Source organism: Pseudomonas sp. MG-9, assembly GCF_018729515.1.
Classification (GTDB): domain Bacteria; phylum Pseudomonadota; class Gammaproteobacteria; order Pseudomonadales; family Pseudomonadaceae; genus Aquipseudomonas; species Aquipseudomonas serboccidentalis.
In genome coordinates this window covers 510,663-531,244 of the sequence record NZ_JAHHZH010000004.1, presented here as the reverse complement: position 1 = coordinate 531,244, position 20,582 = coordinate 510,663, and the positions used below count along the sequence as shown (strand labels likewise).

The 20,582-nt window shown below is 61.7% G+C and carries 23 protein-coding genes; 14 read left to right on the top strand and 9 right to left on the bottom strand.

What is annotated here, in order from left to right:
• The first annotated feature begins 5 nt into the window (after positions 1-5).
• From KKQ10_RS13260 to KKQ10_RS13240, 5 genes are all read left to right on the top strand, one after another.
• Entirely contained in the window at positions 6-539 is a 534-nt protein-coding gene (locus KKQ10_RS13260; RefSeq protein ID WP_215501345.1) for a GNAT family N-acetyltransferase, read from the top strand.
• A gap of 6 nt (positions 540-545) precedes the next feature.
• Positions 546-1,082, top strand: a complete 537-nt coding sequence (locus KKQ10_RS13255) for a GNAT family N-acetyltransferase (protein WP_127649060.1) — start codon at positions 546-548, stop codon at positions 1,080-1,082.
• On the top strand, positions 1,079-1,387 hold the full coding sequence (locus KKQ10_RS13250; RefSeq protein ID WP_127649058.1) for an urease subunit beta: 309 nt from the start codon (positions 1,079-1,081) through the stop codon (positions 1,385-1,387). The genes KKQ10_RS13255 and KKQ10_RS13250 overlap by 4 nt, the downstream gene beginning before the upstream one ends.
• Before the next feature lie 160 nt (positions 1,388-1,547).
• Positions 1,548-3,248 (top strand): urease subunit alpha, encoded by a 1,701-nt coding sequence (gene ureC, locus KKQ10_RS13245; RefSeq protein WP_215501344.1) that lies wholly within the window; start codon positions 1,548-1,550, stop codon positions 3,246-3,248.
• Positions 3,249-3,405: 157 nt separating this feature from the next.
• Positions 3,406-4,533, top strand: a complete 1,128-nt coding sequence (locus KKQ10_RS13240) for a sensor histidine kinase (protein WP_215501343.1) — start codon at positions 3,406-3,408, stop codon at positions 4,531-4,533.
• A gap of 122 nt (positions 4,534-4,655) precedes the next feature.
• Here KKQ10_RS13240 and KKQ10_RS13235 read toward each other — a convergent pair whose 3' ends face one another.
• Together KKQ10_RS13235 and KKQ10_RS13230 are read right to left on the bottom strand one after the other, a co-directional pair.
• The gene (locus tag KKQ10_RS13235) at positions 4,656-4,961 is read right to left on the bottom strand and encodes a chaperone modulator CbpM (RefSeq protein WP_127649053.1); all 306 of its coding nucleotides are present in this window, start codon (positions 4,959-4,961) and stop codon (positions 4,656-4,658) included.
• Between the two features lie 23 nt (positions 4,962-4,984).
• Positions 4,985-5,935, bottom strand: a complete 951-nt coding sequence (locus tag KKQ10_RS13230; RefSeq protein WP_127649052.1) for a DnaJ C-terminal domain-containing protein — start codon at positions 5,933-5,935, stop codon at positions 4,985-4,987.
• A gap of 291 nt (positions 5,936-6,226) precedes the next feature.
• On the opposite strand from KKQ10_RS13230, the gene KKQ10_RS13225 reads away from it, so the two are divergent.
• Positions 6,227-7,495 carry an Hsp70 family protein gene (locus tag KKQ10_RS13225; RefSeq protein ID WP_215501342.1) on the top strand — a complete coding sequence of 423 codons (1,269 nt, stop codon included), beginning with the start codon at positions 6,227-6,229 and terminating at the stop codon, positions 7,493-7,495.
• A gap of 99 nt (positions 7,496-7,594) precedes the next feature.
• Here the strand turns inward: KKQ10_RS13225 and KKQ10_RS13220 are convergent, their stop codons facing one another.
• The 3 genes from KKQ10_RS13220 to KKQ10_RS13210 all read right to left on the bottom strand — a co-directional run bounded on the left by KKQ10_RS13220 (position 7,595) and on the right by KKQ10_RS13210 (position 9,942).
• Complete coding sequence (locus tag KKQ10_RS13220) at positions 7,595-8,608, bottom strand: AI-2E family transporter (protein WP_115985434.1); 1,014 nt, start codon at positions 8,606-8,608, stop codon at positions 7,595-7,597.
• Positions 8,609-8,778: 170 nt separating this feature from the next.
• A complete protein-coding gene (locus KKQ10_RS13215; RefSeq protein WP_215501341.1) occupies positions 8,779-9,084 on the bottom strand; it encodes a PsiF family protein in 306 nt (101 codons plus the stop codon).
• A gap of 63 nt (positions 9,085-9,147) precedes the next feature.
• Entirely contained in the window at positions 9,148-9,942 is a 795-nt protein-coding gene (locus tag KKQ10_RS13210) for an AraC family transcriptional regulator (protein ID WP_215501340.1), read from the bottom strand.
• Between the two features lie 96 nt (positions 9,943-10,038).
• Between KKQ10_RS13210 and KKQ10_RS13205 the strand changes: the two genes are divergently transcribed.
• Entirely contained in the window at positions 10,039-10,926 is an 888-nt protein-coding gene (locus KKQ10_RS13205; RefSeq protein WP_215501339.1) for a DMT family transporter, read from the top strand.
• 108 nt (positions 10,927-11,034) lie between these two features.
• On the opposite strand, the gene KKQ10_RS13200 is transcribed toward KKQ10_RS13205, so the two are convergent.
• From KKQ10_RS13200 to KKQ10_RS13190, 3 genes are all read right to left on the bottom strand, one after another.
• On the bottom strand, positions 11,035-11,925 hold the full coding sequence (locus KKQ10_RS13200) for an esterase/lipase family protein (protein WP_215501338.1): 891 nt from the start codon (positions 11,923-11,925) through the stop codon (positions 11,035-11,037).
• Between the two features lie 90 nt (positions 11,926-12,015).
• On the bottom strand, positions 12,016-12,321 hold the full coding sequence (locus KKQ10_RS13195; protein ID WP_127649047.1) for a DMT family transporter: 306 nt from the start codon (positions 12,319-12,321) through the stop codon (positions 12,016-12,018).
• Complete coding sequence (locus KKQ10_RS13190; RefSeq protein ID WP_215501337.1) at positions 12,322-12,960, bottom strand: FMN-dependent NADH-azoreductase; 639 nt, start codon at positions 12,958-12,960, stop codon at positions 12,322-12,324.
• 108 nt (positions 12,961-13,068) lie between these two features.
• Between KKQ10_RS13190 and KKQ10_RS13185 the strand changes: the two genes are divergently transcribed.
• Both KKQ10_RS13185 and KKQ10_RS13180 read left to right on the top strand, forming a co-directional pair.
• Positions 13,069-14,019, top strand: a complete 951-nt coding sequence (locus KKQ10_RS13185; RefSeq protein ID WP_215501336.1) for a LysR substrate-binding domain-containing protein — start codon at positions 13,069-13,071, stop codon at positions 14,017-14,019.
• A 100-nt stretch (positions 14,020-14,119) separates the two neighbouring features.
• Positions 14,120-14,653: a ferritin-like domain-containing protein gene (locus tag KKQ10_RS13180; RefSeq protein ID WP_025111814.1), complete on the top strand. Its 534-nt coding sequence runs from the start codon at positions 14,120-14,122 to the stop codon at positions 14,651-14,653.
• A 114-nt stretch (positions 14,654-14,767) separates the two neighbouring features.
• Here the strand turns inward: KKQ10_RS13180 and KKQ10_RS13175 are convergent, their stop codons facing one another.
• A complete protein-coding gene (locus tag KKQ10_RS13175) occupies positions 14,768-16,843 on the bottom strand; it encodes an AsmA family protein (protein ID WP_127649044.1) in 2,076 nt (691 codons plus the stop codon).
• Between the two features lie 385 nt (positions 16,844-17,228).
• On the opposite strand from KKQ10_RS13175, the gene KKQ10_RS13170 reads away from it, so the two are divergent.
• The 5 genes from KKQ10_RS13170 (at position 17,229) to ureG (ending at position 20,555) form a co-directional block, all read left to right on the top strand.
• Positions 17,229-17,693, top strand: coding sequence for a hypothetical protein (locus KKQ10_RS13170; RefSeq protein WP_127649043.1), 465 nt, complete (start codon positions 17,229-17,231; stop codon positions 17,691-17,693).
• A gap of 175 nt (positions 17,694-17,868) precedes the next feature.
• Complete coding sequence (locus KKQ10_RS13165; protein WP_127649042.1) at positions 17,869-18,501, top strand: TetR family transcriptional regulator; 633 nt, start codon at positions 17,869-17,871, stop codon at positions 18,499-18,501.
• A gap of 244 nt (positions 18,502-18,745) precedes the next feature.
• Positions 18,746-19,246, top strand: a complete 501-nt coding sequence (gene ureE / locus KKQ10_RS13160) for an urease accessory protein UreE (protein ID WP_003221180.1) — start codon at positions 18,746-18,748, stop codon at positions 19,244-19,246.
• Entirely contained in the window at positions 19,243-19,917 is a 675-nt protein-coding gene (locus tag KKQ10_RS13155) for an urease accessory protein UreF (protein WP_127649041.1), read from the top strand. Before ureE ends, KKQ10_RS13155 begins: the two co-directional genes overlap by 4 nt.
• Positions 19,918-19,940: 23 nt before the next feature.
• Positions 19,941-20,555 carry an urease accessory protein UreG gene (gene ureG, locus KKQ10_RS13150; RefSeq protein ID WP_215501335.1) on the top strand — a complete coding sequence of 205 codons (615 nt, stop codon included), beginning with the start codon at positions 19,941-19,943 and terminating at the stop codon, positions 20,553-20,555.
• The last annotated feature ends 27 nt before the right edge of the window (positions 20,556-20,582 follow it).

The window sequence follows — 20,582 nt, the reverse complement described above, 5'->3', positions numbered from 1 at the left end:
GCGCCATGACTTACACCATTCGCGATGCCCTGCACGCCGACCTGCCGGCGATCCGCGACATCTACAACGACGCGGTGCTCAACACCACAGCGATCTGGAACGAGTCGGCGGTCGACCTCGGTAACCGCCAGGCCTGGTTCAGTGCGCGCCAGGCCCAGGCTTACCCGATTCTGGTGATTGTCGACGGCGACAATGCGGTGCTCGGCTACGCTTCATTCGGTGACTGGCGGCCGTTCGACGGTTTCCGCCACACCGTCGAGCATTCTGTCTACGTGCGCAGCGACCAGCGCGGCAACGGTCTCGGCCCGCAATTGATGAGCTCGCTGATCGAACGGGCGAAAGCCTGTGACAAACACGTGATGGTCGCCGCCATTGAAAGTGGCAACGCCGCTTCCATTCGTCTGCACGAACGCGTCGGTTTCAGCATCACCGGGCAGATGCCGCAAGTCGGCACCAAGTTCGGCCGCTGGCTCGACCTGACGTTCATGCAACTGACCCTCAATCCTGGCGCACAGCCGCCGGTGGCCAACAAGGAGTGACACGCGATGAACCCCGCTCAACTGCGACGCGTCAATGCGGAAAGTTTTGCGCACTATCGTCAGGGCCTGATTGATCTGCTGCTCGACGCCGTGGGCTATGGCGCCAGTGTCGGCTTCATGGCCGACCTCGATGCCGCACAGGCCCGCGCCTATTTCGATGATGTGCAGCAACAAGTGAACAAGGGCAGCGTGTTGCTCTGGGTGGTGGTCAAGGACGAAGAGGTGCAGGCCAGTGTGCAGTTGGGCCTGTGTCAGAAGGCCAACGGCCTCAATCGCGCCGAAGTGCAGAAACTGCTGGTGCGTGAGCAGGCGCGCCGGCGCGGCCTCGGTCAGCAATTGATGAATGCGCTGGAACTCGAAGCCCGTCAGCACAAGCGCGGCATGCTCTACCTCGACACCGAAGCCGGCTCCCCCGCCGAAGATTTCTACAAAGCCTTGGGTTACACCCGAGCCGGCGAAATCCCCGACTACGCCTGCGACCCGCACGGCACCTATCGACCGACCGCCCTCTATTACAAGATTCTGCAAGGAGCCCGGCCATGATTCCCGGCCAGTACCTGATCCAGCCCGGCGACATCGAACTGAATGTCGGCCGCCGCACCGTCAGCCTGAAAGTCGCCAACAGCGGTGACCGGCCGATCCAGGTCGGCTCGCACTATCACTTTTTCGAAACCAACGATGCGCTGACCTTTGATCGCGCCGCCAGCCGAGGCATGCGCCTGAACATCCCGGCCGGGACCGCCGTGCGCTTCGAGCCGGGGCAAAGCCGCGAGGTCGAACTGGTGGAGTACGCCGGGCTTCGCCGGGTGTTCGGTTTTGCCGGGCGGGTGATGGGTGATCTCGACTGAGATCGGTGCGAACCCAAAAAGATCGCAGCCTTCGGCAGCTCCTACAAATGCTCTGCGGTCTCGAGCCGAGCACTGACTGTAGGAGCTGTCGAGCGCAGCGAGGCTGCGAAAGCGAGCTATGCGAGCGGTCTCAAATCCAATTGAATCCCAAGGCAAGCACATGAAGATTTCCAGAAACGCCTACGCCGACATGTTCGGCCCCACCGTCGGCGACAAGGTGCGCCTGGCGGACACCGAACTGTGGATCGAAGTCGAAAAAGACTTCACCACCTACGGCGAAGAAGTGAAGTTCGGTGGCGGCAAAGTGATCCGCGACGGCCAGGGCCAGAGTCAGTTGCTCGCGGCCGAAGTGGTCGACACCTTGATCACCAACGCGCTGATCATCGACCACTGGGGCATCGTCAAAGCGGACGTCGGCCTCAAGGACGGGCGCATCGCCGCGATCGGCAAGGCCGGCAACCCGGACGTGCAGCCCAACATTACCATCGCCATCGGCGCCAGCACCGAAGTGATCGCCGGTGAAGGCATGATCCTCACCGCTGGCGGCATCGACACCCACATCCACTTCATCTGCCCGCAGCAGATCGAAGAAGCGCTGATGAGCGGCGTCACCACCATGATCGGCGGTGGCACCGGACCTGCCACCGGCACCAACGCCACCACCTGCACCTCCGGGCCGTGGCACCTGGCGCGCATGCTCCAGGCCGCCGATGCGTTCCCGATGAACATCGGCCTCACCGGCAAGGGCAACGCCAGCCTGCCGGAGCCGTTGATCGAGCAGGTCAAGGCCGGCGCCATCGGCCTCAAGTTGCACGAAGACTGGGGCACCACCCCGGCAAGCATCGACAACTGCCTGAGCGTCGCCGACCAGTACGATGTGCAGGTGGCGATCCACACCGACACCCTCAACGAATCGGGTTTCGTCGAAACCACCCTTGGCGCCTTCAAGGGCCGCACCATCCACACCTACCACACCGAGGGTGCCGGTGGCGGCCACGCGCCGGACATCATCAAGGCCTGCGGTTTCGCCAACGTGCTGCCGAGTTCGACCAACCCGACCCGGCCGTTCACCCGCAACACCATCGACGAACACCTCGACATGCTGATGGTCTGCCACCACCTCGACCCGAGCATCGCCGAAGACGTGGCGTTCGCCGAGAGCCGCATCCGCCGCGAGACGATTGCTGCCGAAGACATCCTTCACGACCTCGGCGCGTTCTCGATGATCAGCTCCGACAGCCAGGCCATGGGCCGTGTCGGCGAAGTCATCACACGCACCTGGCAGACTGCTGACAAAATGAAAAAACAGCGCGGCCCGCTGCCTCAGGACGGCGAAGGCAACGACAACTTCCGCGCCAAACGCTACATCGCCAAGTACACGATCAACCCGGCGATCACCCATGGCATCAGCCATGAAGTGGGATCGGTGGAAGTCGGCAAATGGGCGGATCTGGTGCTGTGGCGTCCGGCGTTTTTCGGCGTGAAACCGACGCTGATCCTCAAGGGCGGTGCGATCGCTGCCAGCCTGATGGGCGACGCCAACGCGTCGATTCCAACCCCGCAACCGGTGCACTACCGCCCGATGTTCGCCAGCTACGGCGGCTCGCTGCACGCCACCAGTCTGACCTTCATCAGCCAGGCGGCCCAAGAGGCCGGACTGCCCGAAGCCCTGGGTCTGAAGAAGAAAATCGCTGTGGTCAAAGGCTGCCGCGAGGTGCAGAAAACCGACCTGATCCACAACGACTATCTGCCGAACATCGACGTCGACCCGCAGACCTATCAGGTCAAGGCCGACGGCGTGCTGCTGTGGTGTGAGCCGGCGGAAACCCTGCCAATGGCCCAGCGTTATTTCCTGTTCTGACGCAGCCGACACGCGGTAGAAAGGCCCCGGGGCCGTGCCTTGCGCACAGTCTCGGGGCCTTTTTCGTGCGGGTGTGAAACCACCGCGCAAACGGTCGTGTATTTCTCGCCAAAGGGACTACTATTCGATTCGCTCCACCTCTTTTCAGGAACTGCCCATGCGTCTATCCGAGTTCATCCTGGCCAATATCGAGCCTATCGTCGATGAGTGGGAACAGTTCGCCGCGACCATCACGCCGGCCGCCGACTACCTGGATTCCACGGCCCTGCGCGATCACGCCAGCGCCATCCTGCGGGCCGCGGCCCGCGACATGAGCAAGCCGCAGAGCCCTGCCGAACAGGCCGCCAAAGCCAAGGGTGAAGGCCCGGAAAAGACCCCGAGCCTGGACGAGGCTGGCGCCAGTCATGGCGAGCTGCGCCACACCGTGGGTTTTGACCTGGTGCAGATGACCTCCGAGTTCCGTCATCTGCGTGCCTGCGTGATCCGCCTGTGGGTCGACAGCCTCAAAGCCCCGGACATGGCCTATTTTCAGGACATGATCCGCTTCAACGAAGCCATCGACGAAGCGCTGGCCGAATCGACCGCCGCCTACGCCGAACAGGTCAATCACTCGCGGGACATCTTCCTCGCCATCCTCGGTCATGACCTGCGCGCGCCCTTGCAGGCAGTGAGCATGTCCACTGAACTGCTGTTGCGCAAATCCAGCCTGGAGGGCGATGCCCTGACCTGTGCCCTGCACATCAAGCGTGGCGCTCGGCACATGGCGGCGATGGTCAGCGACTTGCTGGAGCTGGTGCGCGGTCGTCTGGGTCGATCCTTGCCGATCGAGCCGGTGCCAATGGACATGGCCGATGCCGCACGGGCGGCGATTGCCGAGGCGTGCGCCGGCAATCCGGAGTGCGATCCGAGGCTCAATGTGAACGGCGACACGCGCGGTACCTGGGATGCCGGCCGAATCGACCAGTTACTGCAGAACCTGATCGGTAATGCCTTGCAGCATGGAGCCAACAAGCGCGATGTCACCCTCAATATCAGTGCTCAGGGCGAAAACGTCTGCCTGTCGGTGCACAACCACGGCACACCGATTCCCGAAGAGGCGCTCGGAACGATCTTCGACCCGTTGGTGCGCAGCGCCGACGAGGAGCTCGGGCAGCCATCGACCAGCCTCGGGTTGGGGTTGTTTATCGTCAAGGAAGTGGTGAGTGCCCATGGCGGCACCATCGAAGTCAGCTCGAACGAGGCTGACGGGACGCTGTTCAGCGTGGTGTTGCCGAGAAAGGTTTAAGCAGGCTTACCGCGTAATCGTTCTTCGCGAGCAAGCTCGCTCCACAGAAGACCGCGATCAACTGTGGGAGCGAGCCTGCTCGCGAAGAGGCCCGACCAATCAACCGAGAAACATCAGACAGACTACTCGACCACCAACCGCCCCAAGCGCTGGCGCAGCATGCGGTTCTCGGCCCGCAGCTCCTGCACTTCCTCCAGCAGATTCAGCGCCAGCGCGACGCCCTCCCACTCAAGCTCAAGGTCGCGCCGCAACTTGGCGGCGCGCTTGGCCAGACTCAGCTCGTAGTCGGTGAAACGCCATTCCCGGGGCTGCGCGCCCTGAGGTTCGAGGATGCCGTGCTCGACGATTTCGATCACGTAGACGTCCGACAGATCGGCCGCCTCACAGAATTCTGCCATGTCCAGATGAACGATCAGGGGGCTGCTCATGATGGGCTACTCCGTCGTCGGGTTCAGAAGTTCTCTCGCGGATTGAAGGCGGCTTTCTTCGCCAGTTCCTGCCACAGCGCCTTGACCTCGTCGTCCGAGGTTTTCGGCATCACGGCCTTGAGCTGTACAAACAGATAACCCCGCTCACCGGCCTTGTTTTTCAGACCATGACCCTTGGCACGCATGCGCTGGCCGTTCTGGCTGCCTGCGGGCACCTTGAGGTTGATCTTGCCGGTCAGGGTCGGCACAGCCACCTCGGCACCCAGCGCCAGTTCCCATGGCGCCAGCGGCAGGGTGATGATCAGGTTTTCGCCTTCGACATCGAATTTCGGGTGCGGCGCAAAGCGAATGGTCAGGTACAGATCGCCATTGGCCCCACCGCCGATGCCCGGCGCGCCCTGCCCTTTGAGGCGGATGCGTTCGCCGTCGGTCACGCCCGCCGGGATCTTCACGTTCAGGCTCTTGCTGGTGTTGCTGACGTGCTGGCCGTTGGCGTTGTATTGCGGCACCTGGAAGCTGACTTTTTTCGACTCGTCCGACAGCGTCTCCTCAAGGAAGATCGGCAGTTCCATTTCCACGTCTTGCCCTCGGCGCCCTGCACTGCGTTGTTGCCGACCTTCGCCGCCACCGAATCCGGGGCCGCGATTGCCGAAGATCGAACTGAAGAAGTCCGAGAAGTCGCCGGTGTCGCCACCGCCGCCGCCAAAACCGCCACGGCTCTGCCAGCCCGGTGGGCCCTGGAACGGCTGACCGTGCTGACCGTAGCGGCGCAGTTCGTCGTATTCGGCGCGCTTGTCGGCGCTTTTCAGCGCTTCATAGGCTTCCGAGGCGTCCTTGAACTTGGCCTCGGCGTCTTTTTCCTTGCTGACATCGGGGTGGTATTTGCGCGCCAGCTTGCGATAGGCCGCCTTGATCGCCTTGTCGTCCGCTGTCGGCTCCACGCCGAGTATCTTGTAATAGTCTTTGAAGTCCATCGAAGGAATCACCATCCGTTATCGATTTCGCGCCGAGCCCAGCATGCGCTCATTCGCGCGTGCCGGGTTGACCGATCTCAAGTTTGTGACCGGGTGGCGCAACAGAAGTTTATCGGCAGTGGGCGACGGTTCTTGCGACCGCCGGTATGTCTGCCGGCCCATGCCAGCAAGTTTGGGGCGAAGCTGCGACTTTCAAGAAGCTTAGTCGTGAAATAGCAGATGACCGGCCTTCGAATCTGTCGCGCACTGACATACACTGCGCGGCCGTTTTTTGACCGGAACCCGAAAGACATGAACAACGCCTCTCCAGCCCGTGCCTGCGGTATCGACTTCGGCACCTCCAACTCCACCGTCGGCTGGCTGCGCCCCGGCATGGAAACGATGATCGCGCTGGAAGACGACAAGATCACCCTGCCGTCGGTGGTCTTCTTCAACATCGAGGAGCGCCGCCCGGTTTACGGTCGCCTGGCGCTGCACGAGTACCTGGAGGGCTACGAAGGCCGGCTGATGCGCTCGCTCAAGAGCCTGCTCGGTTCCAAGCTGATCAAGCACGACACCAGCGTCCTCGGCACCGCGATGCCGTTCAAGGACTTGCTGGGGCTGTTCATCGGCCAACTGAAGAGCCGCGCCGAAACGGCCGCCGGTCGGGAATTCGAGCAAGTGGTACTGGGCCGTCCGGTGTTCTTCGTCGATGACGATCCACTGGCCGACCAGGAAGCCGAAGACACCCTGGTGGAAGTGGCGCGCAAGCTCGGCTTCAAGGACGTGTCGTTCCAGTACGAACCGATTGCTGCAGCGTTCGACTACGAGTCGACCATTGAAAAGGAAGAGCTGGTACTGATCGTCGACATCGGCGGTGGTACGTCCGACTTCTCGCTGGTACGCCTGTCGCCTGAGCGTCGCGGCATGGACAACCGCCACGACGACATCCTCGCCACCGGCGGCGTGCACATCGGCGGTACCGATTTCGACAAACAGCTGAGCCTGCAAGGCCTGATGCCGCTGTTCGGCTACGGCAGCCGCATGAAGAGCGGCGCCTATATGCCGACCAGCCACCACATGAACCTGGCGACCTGGCACACCATCAACTCGGTGTACTCGCAGAAGTCGACCCTGGCGCTGGGCAGCATGCGCTACGACATCGAGGACACTGGCGGCATCGACCGCCTGTTCAAGCTGATCGAACAGCGCGCCGGGCACTGGCTGGCGATGGAAGTGGAAGAAACCAAGATCCAGTTGACCCACACCGACAACCGCCACGTGCCGCTGGACCGGATCGAACCAGGCCTGAGCGTGGAACTGAGCCGCGCCCTGTTCGAATCGTCCATCGACGCTTTGCTTGAGCGTGTGCGCGGCAGCGTCACACAGCTGTTGAACGATGCCAACGTGTCGGTGGGTCAGGTCGATACCGTGTTCTTCACCGGCGGCTCAAGCGGCATCCCGGCGCTGCGCAATAGCGTCTCGGCAATGCTGCCGAACGCGCGACATGTCGAAGGCAACATCTTTGGCAGCATTGGCAGCGGCCTGGCGATTGAAGCCCGTAAACGCTATGGCGTTTAACGGCAGCTGCAAGCGGCAAGTAAGAGCAAAAGCAAAAGCCACTGCGGCTCTCGCTTCTGCTTTTACTTGTAGCTTGAAGCTTGCAACTCGAAGCTGCTGTTAAACCATTCCTCCGAGCTTCAACTCACTCTTCAGATACGCGTAATAAATCGGCCCTGCCACCACCCCCGGCAGGCCGAACGCGGCTTCGAACACCAGCATCGCCAGCAGCAACTCCCACGACTTGGCACTGATCTGCCCGCCGACAATGCGCGCGTTGAGGAAGTATTCGAGCTTGTGGATGAAAATCAGATAACCCAGCGCCGCGACGGCCACCCAGATCGACAGCGACAGGCCGACGATGGTGATCAGCGTGTTCGACATCAGGTTGCCGATCACCGGCAGCAGGCCGAGCAGGAAGGTCAGGACGATCAGGGTCTTGGTCAACGGCAGCTTGATGCCGAACATCGGCAGGATCACCGCGAGGAAGATCCCGGTGAAGATCGTGTTGAGCAGGGAAATCTTGATCTGTGCGAAGACGATGTTACGAAAGGCCTGGACCAGCAGGTGCAGGCGATCGAACAGTGCGGCGGCCAGCGGCTTGCGCTTGGTCACGTCCGGTATCCGCTGCAGGGCGATGATTGCGCCGAGGACCATGCCGATCAGCAGGGTGACAAACATGTGCGCCGCGTCCTTGCCCACCAGTTGCAGTTCGGACAGGTGCTTGCTTGCCCACTGACCGATGGCAACACGGAACTCGGCGGCGCTGGCAGGCAGGTAGGCATCGAGAAACGGCGGCAGTTGCCCGCGCGCGCGATCGACCACGCCCATGAATTTGTCGAGAGAGGCGCCCGGGTTTTCCGCTTCGTGCAGCAGGAAACTGATGGCGCCGGCAAAGATCAGCGCCAGCGCACTGACCACCAGCGTGCCCAGCAGCGCCACCGCCAGCCAGCGCGCACGCCGGCCTTCGATCAGCCGTTGCAGTTGCGGGGTGAGCATATTGACCAACTCGAACACCAGCAAACCGGCCAGCAGACTGGGCAACAAACGCAGCGGCAACACCAGCAACAAACCGCCGAAAATGATGATGCAACTGACCCAGAACACAACATGACGCTCAGAAAACGTTGGCATACAGCCTCAAAACGAACGGCGTAAAAGGATTGGCAGTCTGCCAGCGATCCGGCGCCGAAGCGAGCAGATGCCCAGCATCCCCGTCGCGCCGAAAAGATCGCAGCCTGCGGCAGCTCCTACAGTATCGAAATCCCCCTGTAGGAGCTGCCGCAGGCTGCGATCTTTTGATCTTATTTTTTCTTCAGGCAATCACTCATGAACGTCTTGCGCGCATCGCCGGTCAGGGCTTTGGTTTTCGCGTCGGCGTTGCAGGTTTTCATTTTTTCCTGCTGCGGGGTCAGGGTCTTGGCGTCGTTGGCCGCCGGCGCTGCCTTGAGGCAGGTGCTCATGAAAGTCTTGCGCTCATCGCCCTTGAGGCTCTTGGCGGTAGCGTCGGCATTACAGGTCGTCATTTTGTTCTGTTGCGCCGTCGCGGCGAAACCCTGGGAACACAGCAGCAGACCGATCATCAACAAAGGGACACGCAATATCTTCATGGAGTTTTCTCCTTGTCGCCGCACCGATGGGTGCGGCCTGTGTTGAAGTGTAGCCAAATCTTGTTACACCTTCCTGCCTTCCAGATGGCTGCGCCGATACTGTTCCGGTGTACATCCGGCCTGCCGGGCAAACATGGCGATGAAGGCCGAGCCGCTGCTGTAACCCAGATCGAAGGCGATTTCCTGCACACTCCGGGTACTTTCCAGCGCCTCGATCGCTGCCAGATAGCGCAAGCGCTGACGCCATTCGCCGAAACTCATCCCCAGTTCGCGCACGAACTGCCGGGCCAGCGTGCGCTCGCTGACATGCACCTGCGCCGCCCAGTGCGCCAGCGGCTGGTTGCTCCCCGGATCGGCCTGCAGCGCGTCGAGGATCGCCAGCAAACCGGGATGGCGCGCGTACGGCAGATAGCATTCATGCACCGGCGCCTGTTGCAGTTGATCGACCAGCACCCGGGCCAGACGCTGATCGGCGTCGAACTCGGGGATTTTCACATCACGGGCAGCGAAGTCCTTGAGAATCGCCTTGAGAATGTCGCTGATCGCCAGCGTGCAGGCGCGCGCCGGCAGATTGGCGCAGACCTTGGGATCGAGGCACACCGCGCGATAGTTGACCGGCTGGTGGCTGTAGAAACTGTGCTCGACCTGCGGCGGCACCCACACCGCGTATTGCGGCGGCGACATGAAGCGGCTGCCGTCGACGTCCATGTGCAGCACGCCGTGGGCCGCGTACTCCAGCGTGCCCCATGGATGCCGGTGCGGCGCGGCGTATTCATGGGCGTTGAAATCGGCGTAGCGGAAATACACCGCTGACGGCAGTTCGCTGAAATCCAGCAGATCGATGTGTTTACTGTTCATGCTGTCCGGTTGCAGAGGCAGGTTGTCCGATTCGCAGTATAGGGCTGCATCCAGACAGGGGATAATCAGCGTTCATCAACGTTCTGGTTTTAACCCATGCAATACGCGTTTCCCCTGCTGGCGATTTTCATCTGGGCCGGCAACACCGTGATCAACAAACTGGCGGTCGGGGCGATCTTCCCCGCCGAGATCGGTTTCTACCGCTGGCTGCTGGCCGGCCTGCTGCTCACGCCGTTCATGCTCAAAGCGGTGATTGCGCACTGGCCGCAGATCCGCCCGAATCTGGGCAAGATCTTCGTCCTCGGCGTGCTCGGCATGGCGGTCTATCAAAGCCTGGCCTACTTCGCCGCGACCCTGACCACCGCGACCAACATGGGCATCATTCTGTCGCTGATGCCACTGATGTCGCTGGCCATGGCAATCATCAGCCTCGGCCAGCGCCTGACCGCCGGTGCGCTGTTCGGCGCGGTGTTGTCGTTCGCCGGCGTGCTGGTGGTGGTGTCGTCCGGCAGCCTCGGCGCCTTGCTGCAACACGGGGTGAACCTGGGTGACGCGATGATGCTGATCGCCACCCTGGCCTACGCGATCTACAGCACCTTGCTGAAAAAATGGCAGCTGCGCCTGCCGCCGCTGGTGTTGCTGTACCTGCAGGTGCTGGTGGCGATTGTGGTGCTGTTTCCGCTGTATGCCGCTTCGCCGAAGACCGGCCTGACCGTGCAGAACATTCCGTTGGTGCTGTATGCGTGCCTGCTGGCATCGATGCTCGCGCCGCTGGCGTGGATGCAAGCGGTGCAGCGTCTGGGGCCGAGCCGCACGACGCTGTTCTTCAACTTGTTGCCGCTGATTACCGCGTTGATTGCGGCGGTGGTGTTGAAGGAAGAGTTGGCGATGTATCACCTGGTCGGCGGGGTGTTGACGTTGGGCGGGGTGATTCTTTCCGAGCGCTGGACCACTGTGTTGGGCCGCAAGGTCTGCGTTGCCTGATGGAAAGGATCGCAGCCTTCGGCAGCTCCTACAGGTGATCGCGTGGATGAGCGCTGAAACCATGTAGGAGCTGCCGCAGGCTGCGATCTTTTGATCTTGTCTTTGCTTTTACAAGCCGGCAGCCTTGAGCCGCGCCGCATGCTCGACAAACAACCGCACCGGATCCGCGCCCTTGCCCACCAGCCCCAGCGACTGGTTGACGATGTCGAAGTGATCCAGCGGATAGTCGTCGCCAATCACCGTGCCCAGGTGCGAGCTGTACCGCCCGACCATTCCGTCGCACTGCCCCGGCTCGCGCACGAAGGTTTTCGCGAACAACCGGCAGCTGCGATTGGTGCCGTCAAACAGATTGCCGCCACGATCGGTCTTGCCCGGTTGCAACGTGCCCGACCACGAGTAATACCGCACGCCGTTGACCTCTTTCGGTCCGTGTCCGCCCCAGGTTTCGGGCAGACCTTGTGGATATCGCTGATTGAACAGCGCCACGCCTTCACTGGTCAGCGATTGATGCGAGGCGTGGATATCCACCGGCAGTTTCGGCCCGTGGTAACCGGTTTCCAGCAGCGCCATCAGCCAGCCGACAAAACGCAGCAGCGCCTTGAGCAGGCGGCCCTTCGCGCTGTTCGCCGGGTAGTGTTTTTGCAGATAGTCGGCCAGTTCCGAACCGTGATTGGGGCCGGCCACCGAGGTCACCGACGCGACCAGATCCGGCCTTTTGGCGGCGGCATAACGGGCGGTCAACGAACCCTGGCTGTGGCCAAACAGATTGACCCTGGCGGCGCCGGTTTCACGCAATATTTCGTCGATGCGCGCCAGCAACTGCTCGCCGCGCACCTCGGTGGAATTGAGCGGCGAGACCTGCACCGCGATCACCGTTGCACCACCGCGGCGCAACGCCTTGATGATCCCGTACCAGTACGGGTACAGCAGCAGCCGGATAAACCCGAGCATGCCCGGCACCAGCACCAGTGGATAACGTGTCGCCGTACCTTGTGACATGGGCAAACATCCTTGTGGTCGCGAGTGGATGCCAGACGTGCAAAACGCCCGCCAAGCATCCTCCTCGATGATGACAACTCCACGACCAGCCTACTTCAGGCCCACCACCCCCACCACAATCAGTCCCACCGACAGCAGTTTGATCAGGGTCAGGCTCTCGCCGAGCAGGGCAAAGCCGAGAAATACCGTGCCCAGCGAGCCGATTGCGGTCCAGATCGGATAGGCGATGCTTACCGGCAACTCGCGCATCGCCAGGGTCAGGAAGTAGATCCCGCCAATCGCCGCCACCACCGTGATCAACGACGGCCACACGCGGGTGAAACCTTCGGCGTATTTCATGCCCATGGCGAACGTCACTTCGAACCCGGCGGCGATCAACAGGAACAGCCAGGCCATCTAGAACGCCCGGGCAAGGTCGAGCAAACGCTGCTCGGCCTCGGCCACCGACACCGCGAATGTGCGTTCAGCCGATTCTTCACCTTCGGCCGCGACCACGGTGACGTCGTTGATGCCGACAAACCCCAGCGCGGTGCGCAGCCACGGATCGGCGTGGTTCAGTGCTTCCAGCTCACCGCCGGGGCCGAAGCCGAAACCGCCACGGCTGGTGACGATCAGTGCTTTCTTGCCTTGCAGCAGCGGCGTGTACTGGGCCACGCCGTTGTCCAGGGTGTGGTCGAACGTCAGGCCCAGACGCACGATCTGATCGACCCAGGCCTTGAGGCCGCTGGGCACACTGAAGTTGTACATCGGCGTGGAAATCAGCAGCAGGTCGTGATCGAACAACTCGCCGACCAGTTGATCGCTGAGCGCCAGATCGGCCTGCATCGACAACGGCCGGGCCTCGGGCTCCGGATAAAACGCCGCCGCCACGAACGCCTCGTTGACCGCTGGAATCAGCGCCCGTCCGACTTCACGGCGGGTGACTTGAGACTGCGGGTGACGCACTTGCCAGGCGCTGAGAAAACTTTCCGCCAGACGTCGTGAGTGCGAACGGTCACCGCGTGGGCTGGCGTGAATCGCAAGAATCTTGCTCATCTGAAACTCCTTGAGACTAGACTTGAGTGGGTGTGTGGCGCCACATTGCCGCCAGAGCGCCATCACCTCAAATGAGCAAAAATCAGTCGGGATGAATCTATTTCATCCATGGAGTTCTCAATGTTCGCCTCGCTGCCGCTGACCGCCCTGCGCGCCTTCGAATCCGCCTCGCGCCTGCTGAGTTTCAAGGCCGCCGCCGAAGAGCTGTCGGTCACACCCACGGCGATCTCTCATCAGATTCGCGCGCTGGAAGACTGGCTCGGTGTCGCCCTGTTCGAGCGCTTGCCGCGTCAGGTGCGCCTGACCGAGGGTGGCGAGCGGCTGTTTCGCAGTCTGCACGGCGCGCTGCTGGAGGTGGCGCAAAGCGTCGACACCCTGCGTCCGCAACGCAGTGGCAGCAGCCTGACGCTGTCGACCACCGCCGCGTTCGCCGCGCTGTGGCTGGTGCCGCGCCTCGGGCGGTTTTATGCGCAACACCCGAACATCAATGTGCGGCTCGACACCCATTGCGAAGTCATCGACCTGCATCAGGACGCCAGCGTCGATCTGGTGTTGCGCTACAGCCTCGACGACTACCCCAATCTCTATGGTTTGTGCCTGTTCGATGAATCGTTCGGCGTGTACGGCTCGCCGGAGCAGGTGGCGCTGGCCGCCCGGCGCACACCGGCGCTGATCAGCGTGCGCTGGCATAACTCAAAGCTCTACGCCCATGGCTGGGCAGCGTGGTGCGCCCGGTCCGGCGAGCACTGGCTGAACCAGCACCCGGCGATCCGCGAATACGACGAGGAGCATTACGCCCTGCAGGCAGCGATTGCCGGCCAAGGCCTGGTGCTGGCGAGCAATATTCTGGTGTCGGCAAGCGTCGCCAGCGGCTTGCTGGTGCCTTACAAAGGTCAGGTGCAGGTCGATGGCGCGGGTTACAGCGCGCTGTGTGTGCCGGGGCGCGAGCGGCATCCGCCGGTGCGGGCGTTTTTTGCCTGGTTGCAGGAGGAAGCCGTGTTGTCCGGGCTCACGCCAAGGTCGCAGCCCTCGGCAGCGCCTACAGCGGGTCCCGCGTAAAACCGATAAAACTTTTTGCATCGCGCACGACTCACAACTTGGGTACGCGATCACGCCTGTAGAGCGTGGCGCCCATTGGATTAGCCTCCTGGAGATCGAAATGAGCGATGACCTGCATTTGTCTGATGTACAAACCCTGCGCGCACGCGCACGGCAACACGTCGAGAACGGCGCGGTAACCGAGAGCTACAGCGCCAACCGTGAGGAAGTGCTGCGCTTGCTCAATGAATCGTTGGCCACCGAGCTGGTCTGCGTCCTGCGCTACAAGCGTCACTACTTCATGGCCAACGGCCTGAAGGCCAATGTCGCCGCCGACGAATTCCTCGAACACGCGACCCAGGAAGCGCAACACGCCGACCGTCTGGCCGAGCGCATCGTGCAACTGGGCGGCGAGCCGGAGTTCAACCCGGACCTGCTGTCGAAAATGTCCCACGCCCAATACGTGGCCGGGAACACCTTGAAGGAAATGGTCTACGAAGACCTGGTCGCAGAGCGGATCGCCATCGACAGCTACCGCGAGATCATTCAGTACATCGGCGAAAAAGACCCGACCACCCGGCGCATCTTCGAAGACATCCTGGCGCAGGAAGAAGAGCATGCCGATGATATGGCCGACATTCTGAAAGACCTGTAAACCACCGAAGACCGTCTTCGCATAAGCAAAAAGATCGCAGCCTGCGGCAGCTCCTACAGGAAAATGCATTCCTCTGTAGGAGCTGCCGCAGGCTGCGATCTTTTGCTCTTGCCTTTACTTGGTTGGTTTGACGGTCACTGGCGCCTTGCCCGCCTTCATCTGTTGCAACAACGGCGCACACTGATTCGGCTCACCGCCACTCGGTGCCACCAGCGCCAGCAGCCCTGCCGCCGGCGCAGCAATCACGCCCAACGCGACCATTCCCGCCCCGCGCAGCAGCAGCGGCACGGCCTTCACGCCCGCGTCCGGCTTGATGAATTTGCCGCGCACGTACAACGGCGAACGCAGCGAGATCAGACGCCAGCCCTTGGACTCCGGGGTCACGGTCAGATCCAGTTGCTCGGTGGCCATGTTCGCCGTGCCGTCGATATAGATGATCGCGTTCTCGGTATCGAAGACAAACAGGCGCGTGGTCGCCAGACCGGTCTTGATGTCGAAATCCGCCGCCGCGCAATTGATCTTCACTTCCTTGTCGCCAAAGATCTTGCCGACCACGTAGTTGCCGACGTTGAGCCCCGCCAGTTCCATCAGCTCACGGCTGATCGCACCGTCGTTGATCAGCATCTTCAGATTGCCATTGGCCCCGCCGAGCAGTTTGGCCACCGAGTTGCCACGACCGCTGATGTCGGCATCGCCATTGAGTTCACCGAAGCTGGTTTTCATCGGCTCGAACGTCGGGAACAACTGCTTGAGCTTGAAGCCTCGGGCGGTCAGTTTGGCCCGGCCTTCCAGCGGTTCGGTGCGGCCGTCGAGGCGGATCTGTGCATCGAGATTGCCGCCGGCCACGCCGAAGCGCAGTGGCTCGAGGCTGAGTTCGCCGTCGTTGAGTTTCAGGTGGGTATAGAGGTCGGTGAACGGCAGTTTTTCGCTGTGCACGATGCGTTTGCCGGTGAACTCGACGTCGGCATCCATCGCGCGCCAGCGGTCAGTCTTGAACTCTTCGACCGGCAGCACCTTGTCCGTCGGCTGTTTGCTCTCGCCACCGCGGGCCTTTTGCTTGTCATTGGAGTCGGCGCCGATCAGCGGCGCGAGGTCGGCGAACAGCAGTTGATTGGACAGCAGCGCGCCACTGAGTTTTGGCCGTGGCTGGCTGGCGACGTAGGTCAGATCACCGTGAATGTCACTGCTGCCGATCTTGCCGTTGAACTGTTCATAGGTGAATTTCGCACCGCCAGCGTCATGCAGCTTGGCAATCAAGTGACCGTCGGTGGCGTACGGCGGCGTATCCGGCAGGGTCACGCCGGTCAGCGGATAGAGGTTGCCGAGGCTGGCGCCGGCCAGTTTCAGACGCAGATCGAGGGCGCCGAGGTTGAGCGGGTCGGTCAAGGTGCCGGCCAGTTCGATGCTGGTGGCACCGATCTTCGCCTGGGCCTGCAGCGGGAACGGTTTGTTCGCGTCCTGCAACGCCAGCAGCCCGCCGATCTTGCCCTGGCCGGTAAGATTCTGACCGTGGTACTGGCCCTTGACCTTCAGCGCGAATGCGTAGTCCTGCGGCGCAGCGCCTTTGTCCTGGGCGGTCTTCGCGGCTTTGTCACCGACGATCTCGCTGAACGGAATCGGCTTGCCCAGCGGATCGATCAGAACGTCCAGATTGGTCTTGAGCGTCTGGTCGTCCAGCGTGACGTGGCCCTTGTCGAAGCCAATCGCCCCGATGTCCACCACCCAATTGGACGGTTCGGCGTTCGGGTCCTTCGGATCGAACTTGAAGGTCCAGTTGGCGCGGCCATCGCCCAGGCGTTGCAGTTGCGCATTGGGTTCAGTCAGGTCGATGCGCGGGATCGTCACCCGTTGCGCCAGCAGCGCCAGCGGCGAGATGCGCAGTTCCACACGCTTGAGGGTGACCATCTGCGGCTGCTTCGACCAGTCCGGATTGCCCAGCGTCAGGTCTTCAGCCACCACATGCGGCCACGGCACCCAGGCCCGCCAACCACCCTCGTCCGGCTCGCGCTGCCAGATCACCGCGAGGTTGCCGTTAATGGCGAACGGTCGATGCAGTTCTTCCGAGACTTTGGCATTGAGCGGCGGTTTGATCCGGTTCCAGTCGAAGAACACGATGATCAGAACCAGCACCGCCAGCAGCAGTACGAGGAGGGCGAAGGTCCAACTGAAGATTTTTCCGGTGCGCGTCATGCACAAGACTCCTGATGACGACCGCACGCCGACTTCACGACGCACAGCTGAAACGGCGGGCCAAAGCGGCCCTCATGAATTCTACGACTGGCAAACAGTGCGCAGGTTTAATCGGAATATAGATTCCACGGCAAAAAATCGCCCGAATGCTGACCGATTGGTCGAACAGCGTTACCGCCACCCGCACATTTGCGAGGCGTGAGTGAGTCGAAAATACCCACCGCGGTGCAAAACCACCGCCCGCAAACGCCCGAGCTAGAGCGCCTCGGCAGAACAATCAATTCTGTTGATTATTACCATTGCGTTTATGAACTTTTATATCGACTTATCGAGAGTAGCATTGGCTTCGTACCCACTTTATCGCCCTCCCAAGGAGCAACCCATCATGAAACGCCAATTACTGCTCAGCCTTACCCTGTCGATGCTAGCCAGCACTGCTTTCGCCCTGCCCGCTGCCGAACAGGCTACCCCACAAGTGAAATCGAGCCACTCGGTATTCAGCCAGACTGTGGCTGCTGACGGCAGCGACCGCACTCCACAAGGCCAGACCCTGGCTGAAAACGGCCGTAACCGTCTGGAAGAAAAAGGCCTGGTACAAGATGGCTACGACAAGACGCCACAAGGTCAAGCGGTAGCAGAAGGTGGTCGTGATCGCCTGGAAGAGAAAGGCCTGGTTCAAGACGGCTATGACAAGACTCCACAAGGTCAGACTCTGGCTTCTGACGGCTACGACAAAACCCCACAAGGCCAAACCCTGGCTTCCGATGGCTACGATAAAACCCCACAAGGTCAAACCCTGGCCGAAGGCGGTGGTGACCGTGTGATCGAACGCAACAGCGCTTTGAGCTAAGCCCGTGGCGGCCTGGAAAAAAAGCCCAATCACCCGATTGGGCTTTTGACTTTTTCAGCCCCGACCCACTGCAAGACTGGATTCTCCCTCCGCTGACTTTCCCCTGCCGTTCGACGCCAGCAAAGCCGATTTGCTAGAGTGCGGCGCTTGTCCCGCCTAAGAAAACGCCCTTGCGATGCTGCCCCGCGCCGAACAGAAACAACAGACCCGCAACGCCCTGATGGACGCTGCCCGCCACTTGATGGAAAGCGGCCGAGGATTCGGCAGCCTGAGCCTGCGCGAAGTGAGCAAGACTGCCGGCATCGTGCCGACCGGTTTCTACCGGCATTTTGCCGACATGGACGAACTGGGTCTGGTGCTGGTCAGTGAAGTCGGCCAGACCTTCCGCGAAACCATCCGCCTGGTACGCCACAACGAATTCGTCATGGGCGGCATCATCGATGCCTCGGTGCGGATCTTCCTCGACGTGGTCAGCGCCAACCGTTCGCAATTCCTGTTTCTGGCTCGCGAGCAGTACGGCGGCTCGCTGCCGGTGCGCCAGGCAATTGGCCGCCTGCGGGAAAACATCAGCGCCGACCTCGCAGCCGACCTGACGCTGATGCCCAAGCTGCAACATCTGGACGCTGCCGGCCTGAGCGTGATGGCCGACCTGATCGTCAAATCGGTGTTCGCCACCCTGCCGGACATCATCGACCCGCCCGCCGAAGCCCTGCCGGAACATCTGACGCCGCAAGCGAAGATCACCCAACAGCTGCGCTTCATCTTTATCGGTCTCAAGCACTGGCAGGGGCTGGGCAGTACCGAGTAAAAATCAAAAGATCGCAGCCTTCGGCAGCTCCTACACCAATCACCTGTAGGAGCTGCCGAAGGCTGCGATCTTTTTTATGAGCCACAAATTGGTGCATGTAAAAATCTTCACGCACCAAAACCATCCAAAATCCTGCAACATCTTGAAACACCCTCTACGCTCCGACAGGGATTTCCTACATCTCGTGCGGTTGGCAAGCCCCTTGCTCTAGCCCTCTCTACAGTCCACTGCTGGAAGCTTTCCGATGCTGGTGATTCACCGCAGAATCGACCCTCAACCTGTCTGGTCCGCCGAGTTGCACCTGACCTTCGAAGCGCGCAGCAAGAGCCGTCTGCGCTGTTTCAGTGCCGATGGCGAAGACGTCGGGTTGTTTCTGGAGCGCGGCCAGGCGCCGCTGTATGACGGCGAATGCCTGCAGGCCGAAGACGGCCGAATCGTTCGCGTCTGCGCCCGTCCCGAGCAACTGCTGCACGTCACCTGCGCCAATGCCTTCGAACTGACCCGCGCCGCCTATCACCTGGGCAACCGCCACGTTGCCCTGCAAGTGGGCGATGGCTGGCTGCGCCTGCTCGACGACTATGTGCTCAAGGCCATGCTTGAACAGCTTGGCGCGCAGGTCGAAGCGATTGAAGCGCCGTTCCAGCCGGAACACGGTGCCTACGGCGGCGGCCATCACCATTCGCGGCATGGCGACGAAGACTTCAACTACGCGCCCAAACTCCATCAGTTCGGCGTACGCCTGTGAATCCGGCCTGGGCGCTGCTGCGCCTGGCCAGTCCGCAATTGCCGATTGGCGGCTACAGCTATTCGCAAGGCCTGGAAATGGCGGTGGATAACGGCCGCGTGAACAACCCGGACAGCGCCCGCCGCTGGATCAGCGATCAGTTGCTGCTCAACCTCGCGCGTTTCGAAGCGCCACTGCTGCTCGCCCATTGTCAGGCGGCCGCCGACGAAAACTGGGAGGCGCTGCGGCTTATCTGCGAGACCCACCGCGCCAGCCGCGAGACCCGTGAGTTGCATCTGGAGAGCCGGCAGATGGGTTACTCGCTGCAGCAGTTGCTCAATGGTCTGCCGGAACTCGATACCCCGGCCCGCAACTTTCTCGAGCAATGCGCCGAACCGCATCTGGCCCTCGGCTGGGCACTGGCCGCCCGCGCCTGGGGCATCAGCCCGCAGGACGCCCTCGCCGCATGGCTGTGGAGCTGGCTGGAAAACCAGCTCGCGGTCTTGATGAAAACCCTGCCGCTGGGCCAGCAAGCCGCCCAGCGCCTGACCAGCGAATTGCTGCCGCTGCTGCAACAGGCGCAGCAGGACGCCACCCACATCAATCCCGAACACATCGGCAGTGCCGCGTTCGGCCTGTCCCTGGCGTGCATGGCGCATGAGCGTCAGTACAGCCGTCTGTTCCGTTCCTAGGGCCTGTCATCTTGGAGAAGCACATGAACACACAACCCCTGCGCGTCGGCATCGGCGGCCCGGTCGGTTCCGGCAAGACCGCATTGACCCTGGCCCTGTGCCTGGCACTGCGCGAACGCTACAACCTGGCCGTCGTCACCAACGACATCTACACCCGCGAAGACGCCGACTTTCTGGTGCGTAACGAAGCGCTGGCACCGGAGCGCATCATCGGCGTGGAAACCGGTGGCTGTCCGCACACGGCGATCCGCGAAGACGCCTCGATCAACCTCGAAGCGGTCGATCAACTGAACCGGCGCTTTCCGGGGCTGGACCTGATTCTGGTGGAGTCCGGTGGCGACAATCTTTCGGCGACGTTCAGCCCGGAACTGTCGGACCTGACCCTCTACGTGATCGACGTCTCGGCCGGCGATAAGCTGCCACGCAAGGGCGGGCCGGGGATCTGCAAGTCCGACCTGCTGGTGATCAACAAGATCGACCTCGCGCCACTGGTCGGTGCGTCGCTGGAAATGATGGATAGCGACACGAAACGCATGCGCAACGGCAAGCCGTTTGTCTTCAGCAATCAGAAGACCGGCCAGGGCCTGGAAGAGATCATCGCCTTCATCGAACGCCAGGGCCTGCTGAACGTCGCCTGATTCATTGACCAACAAGGAAGCTTACCC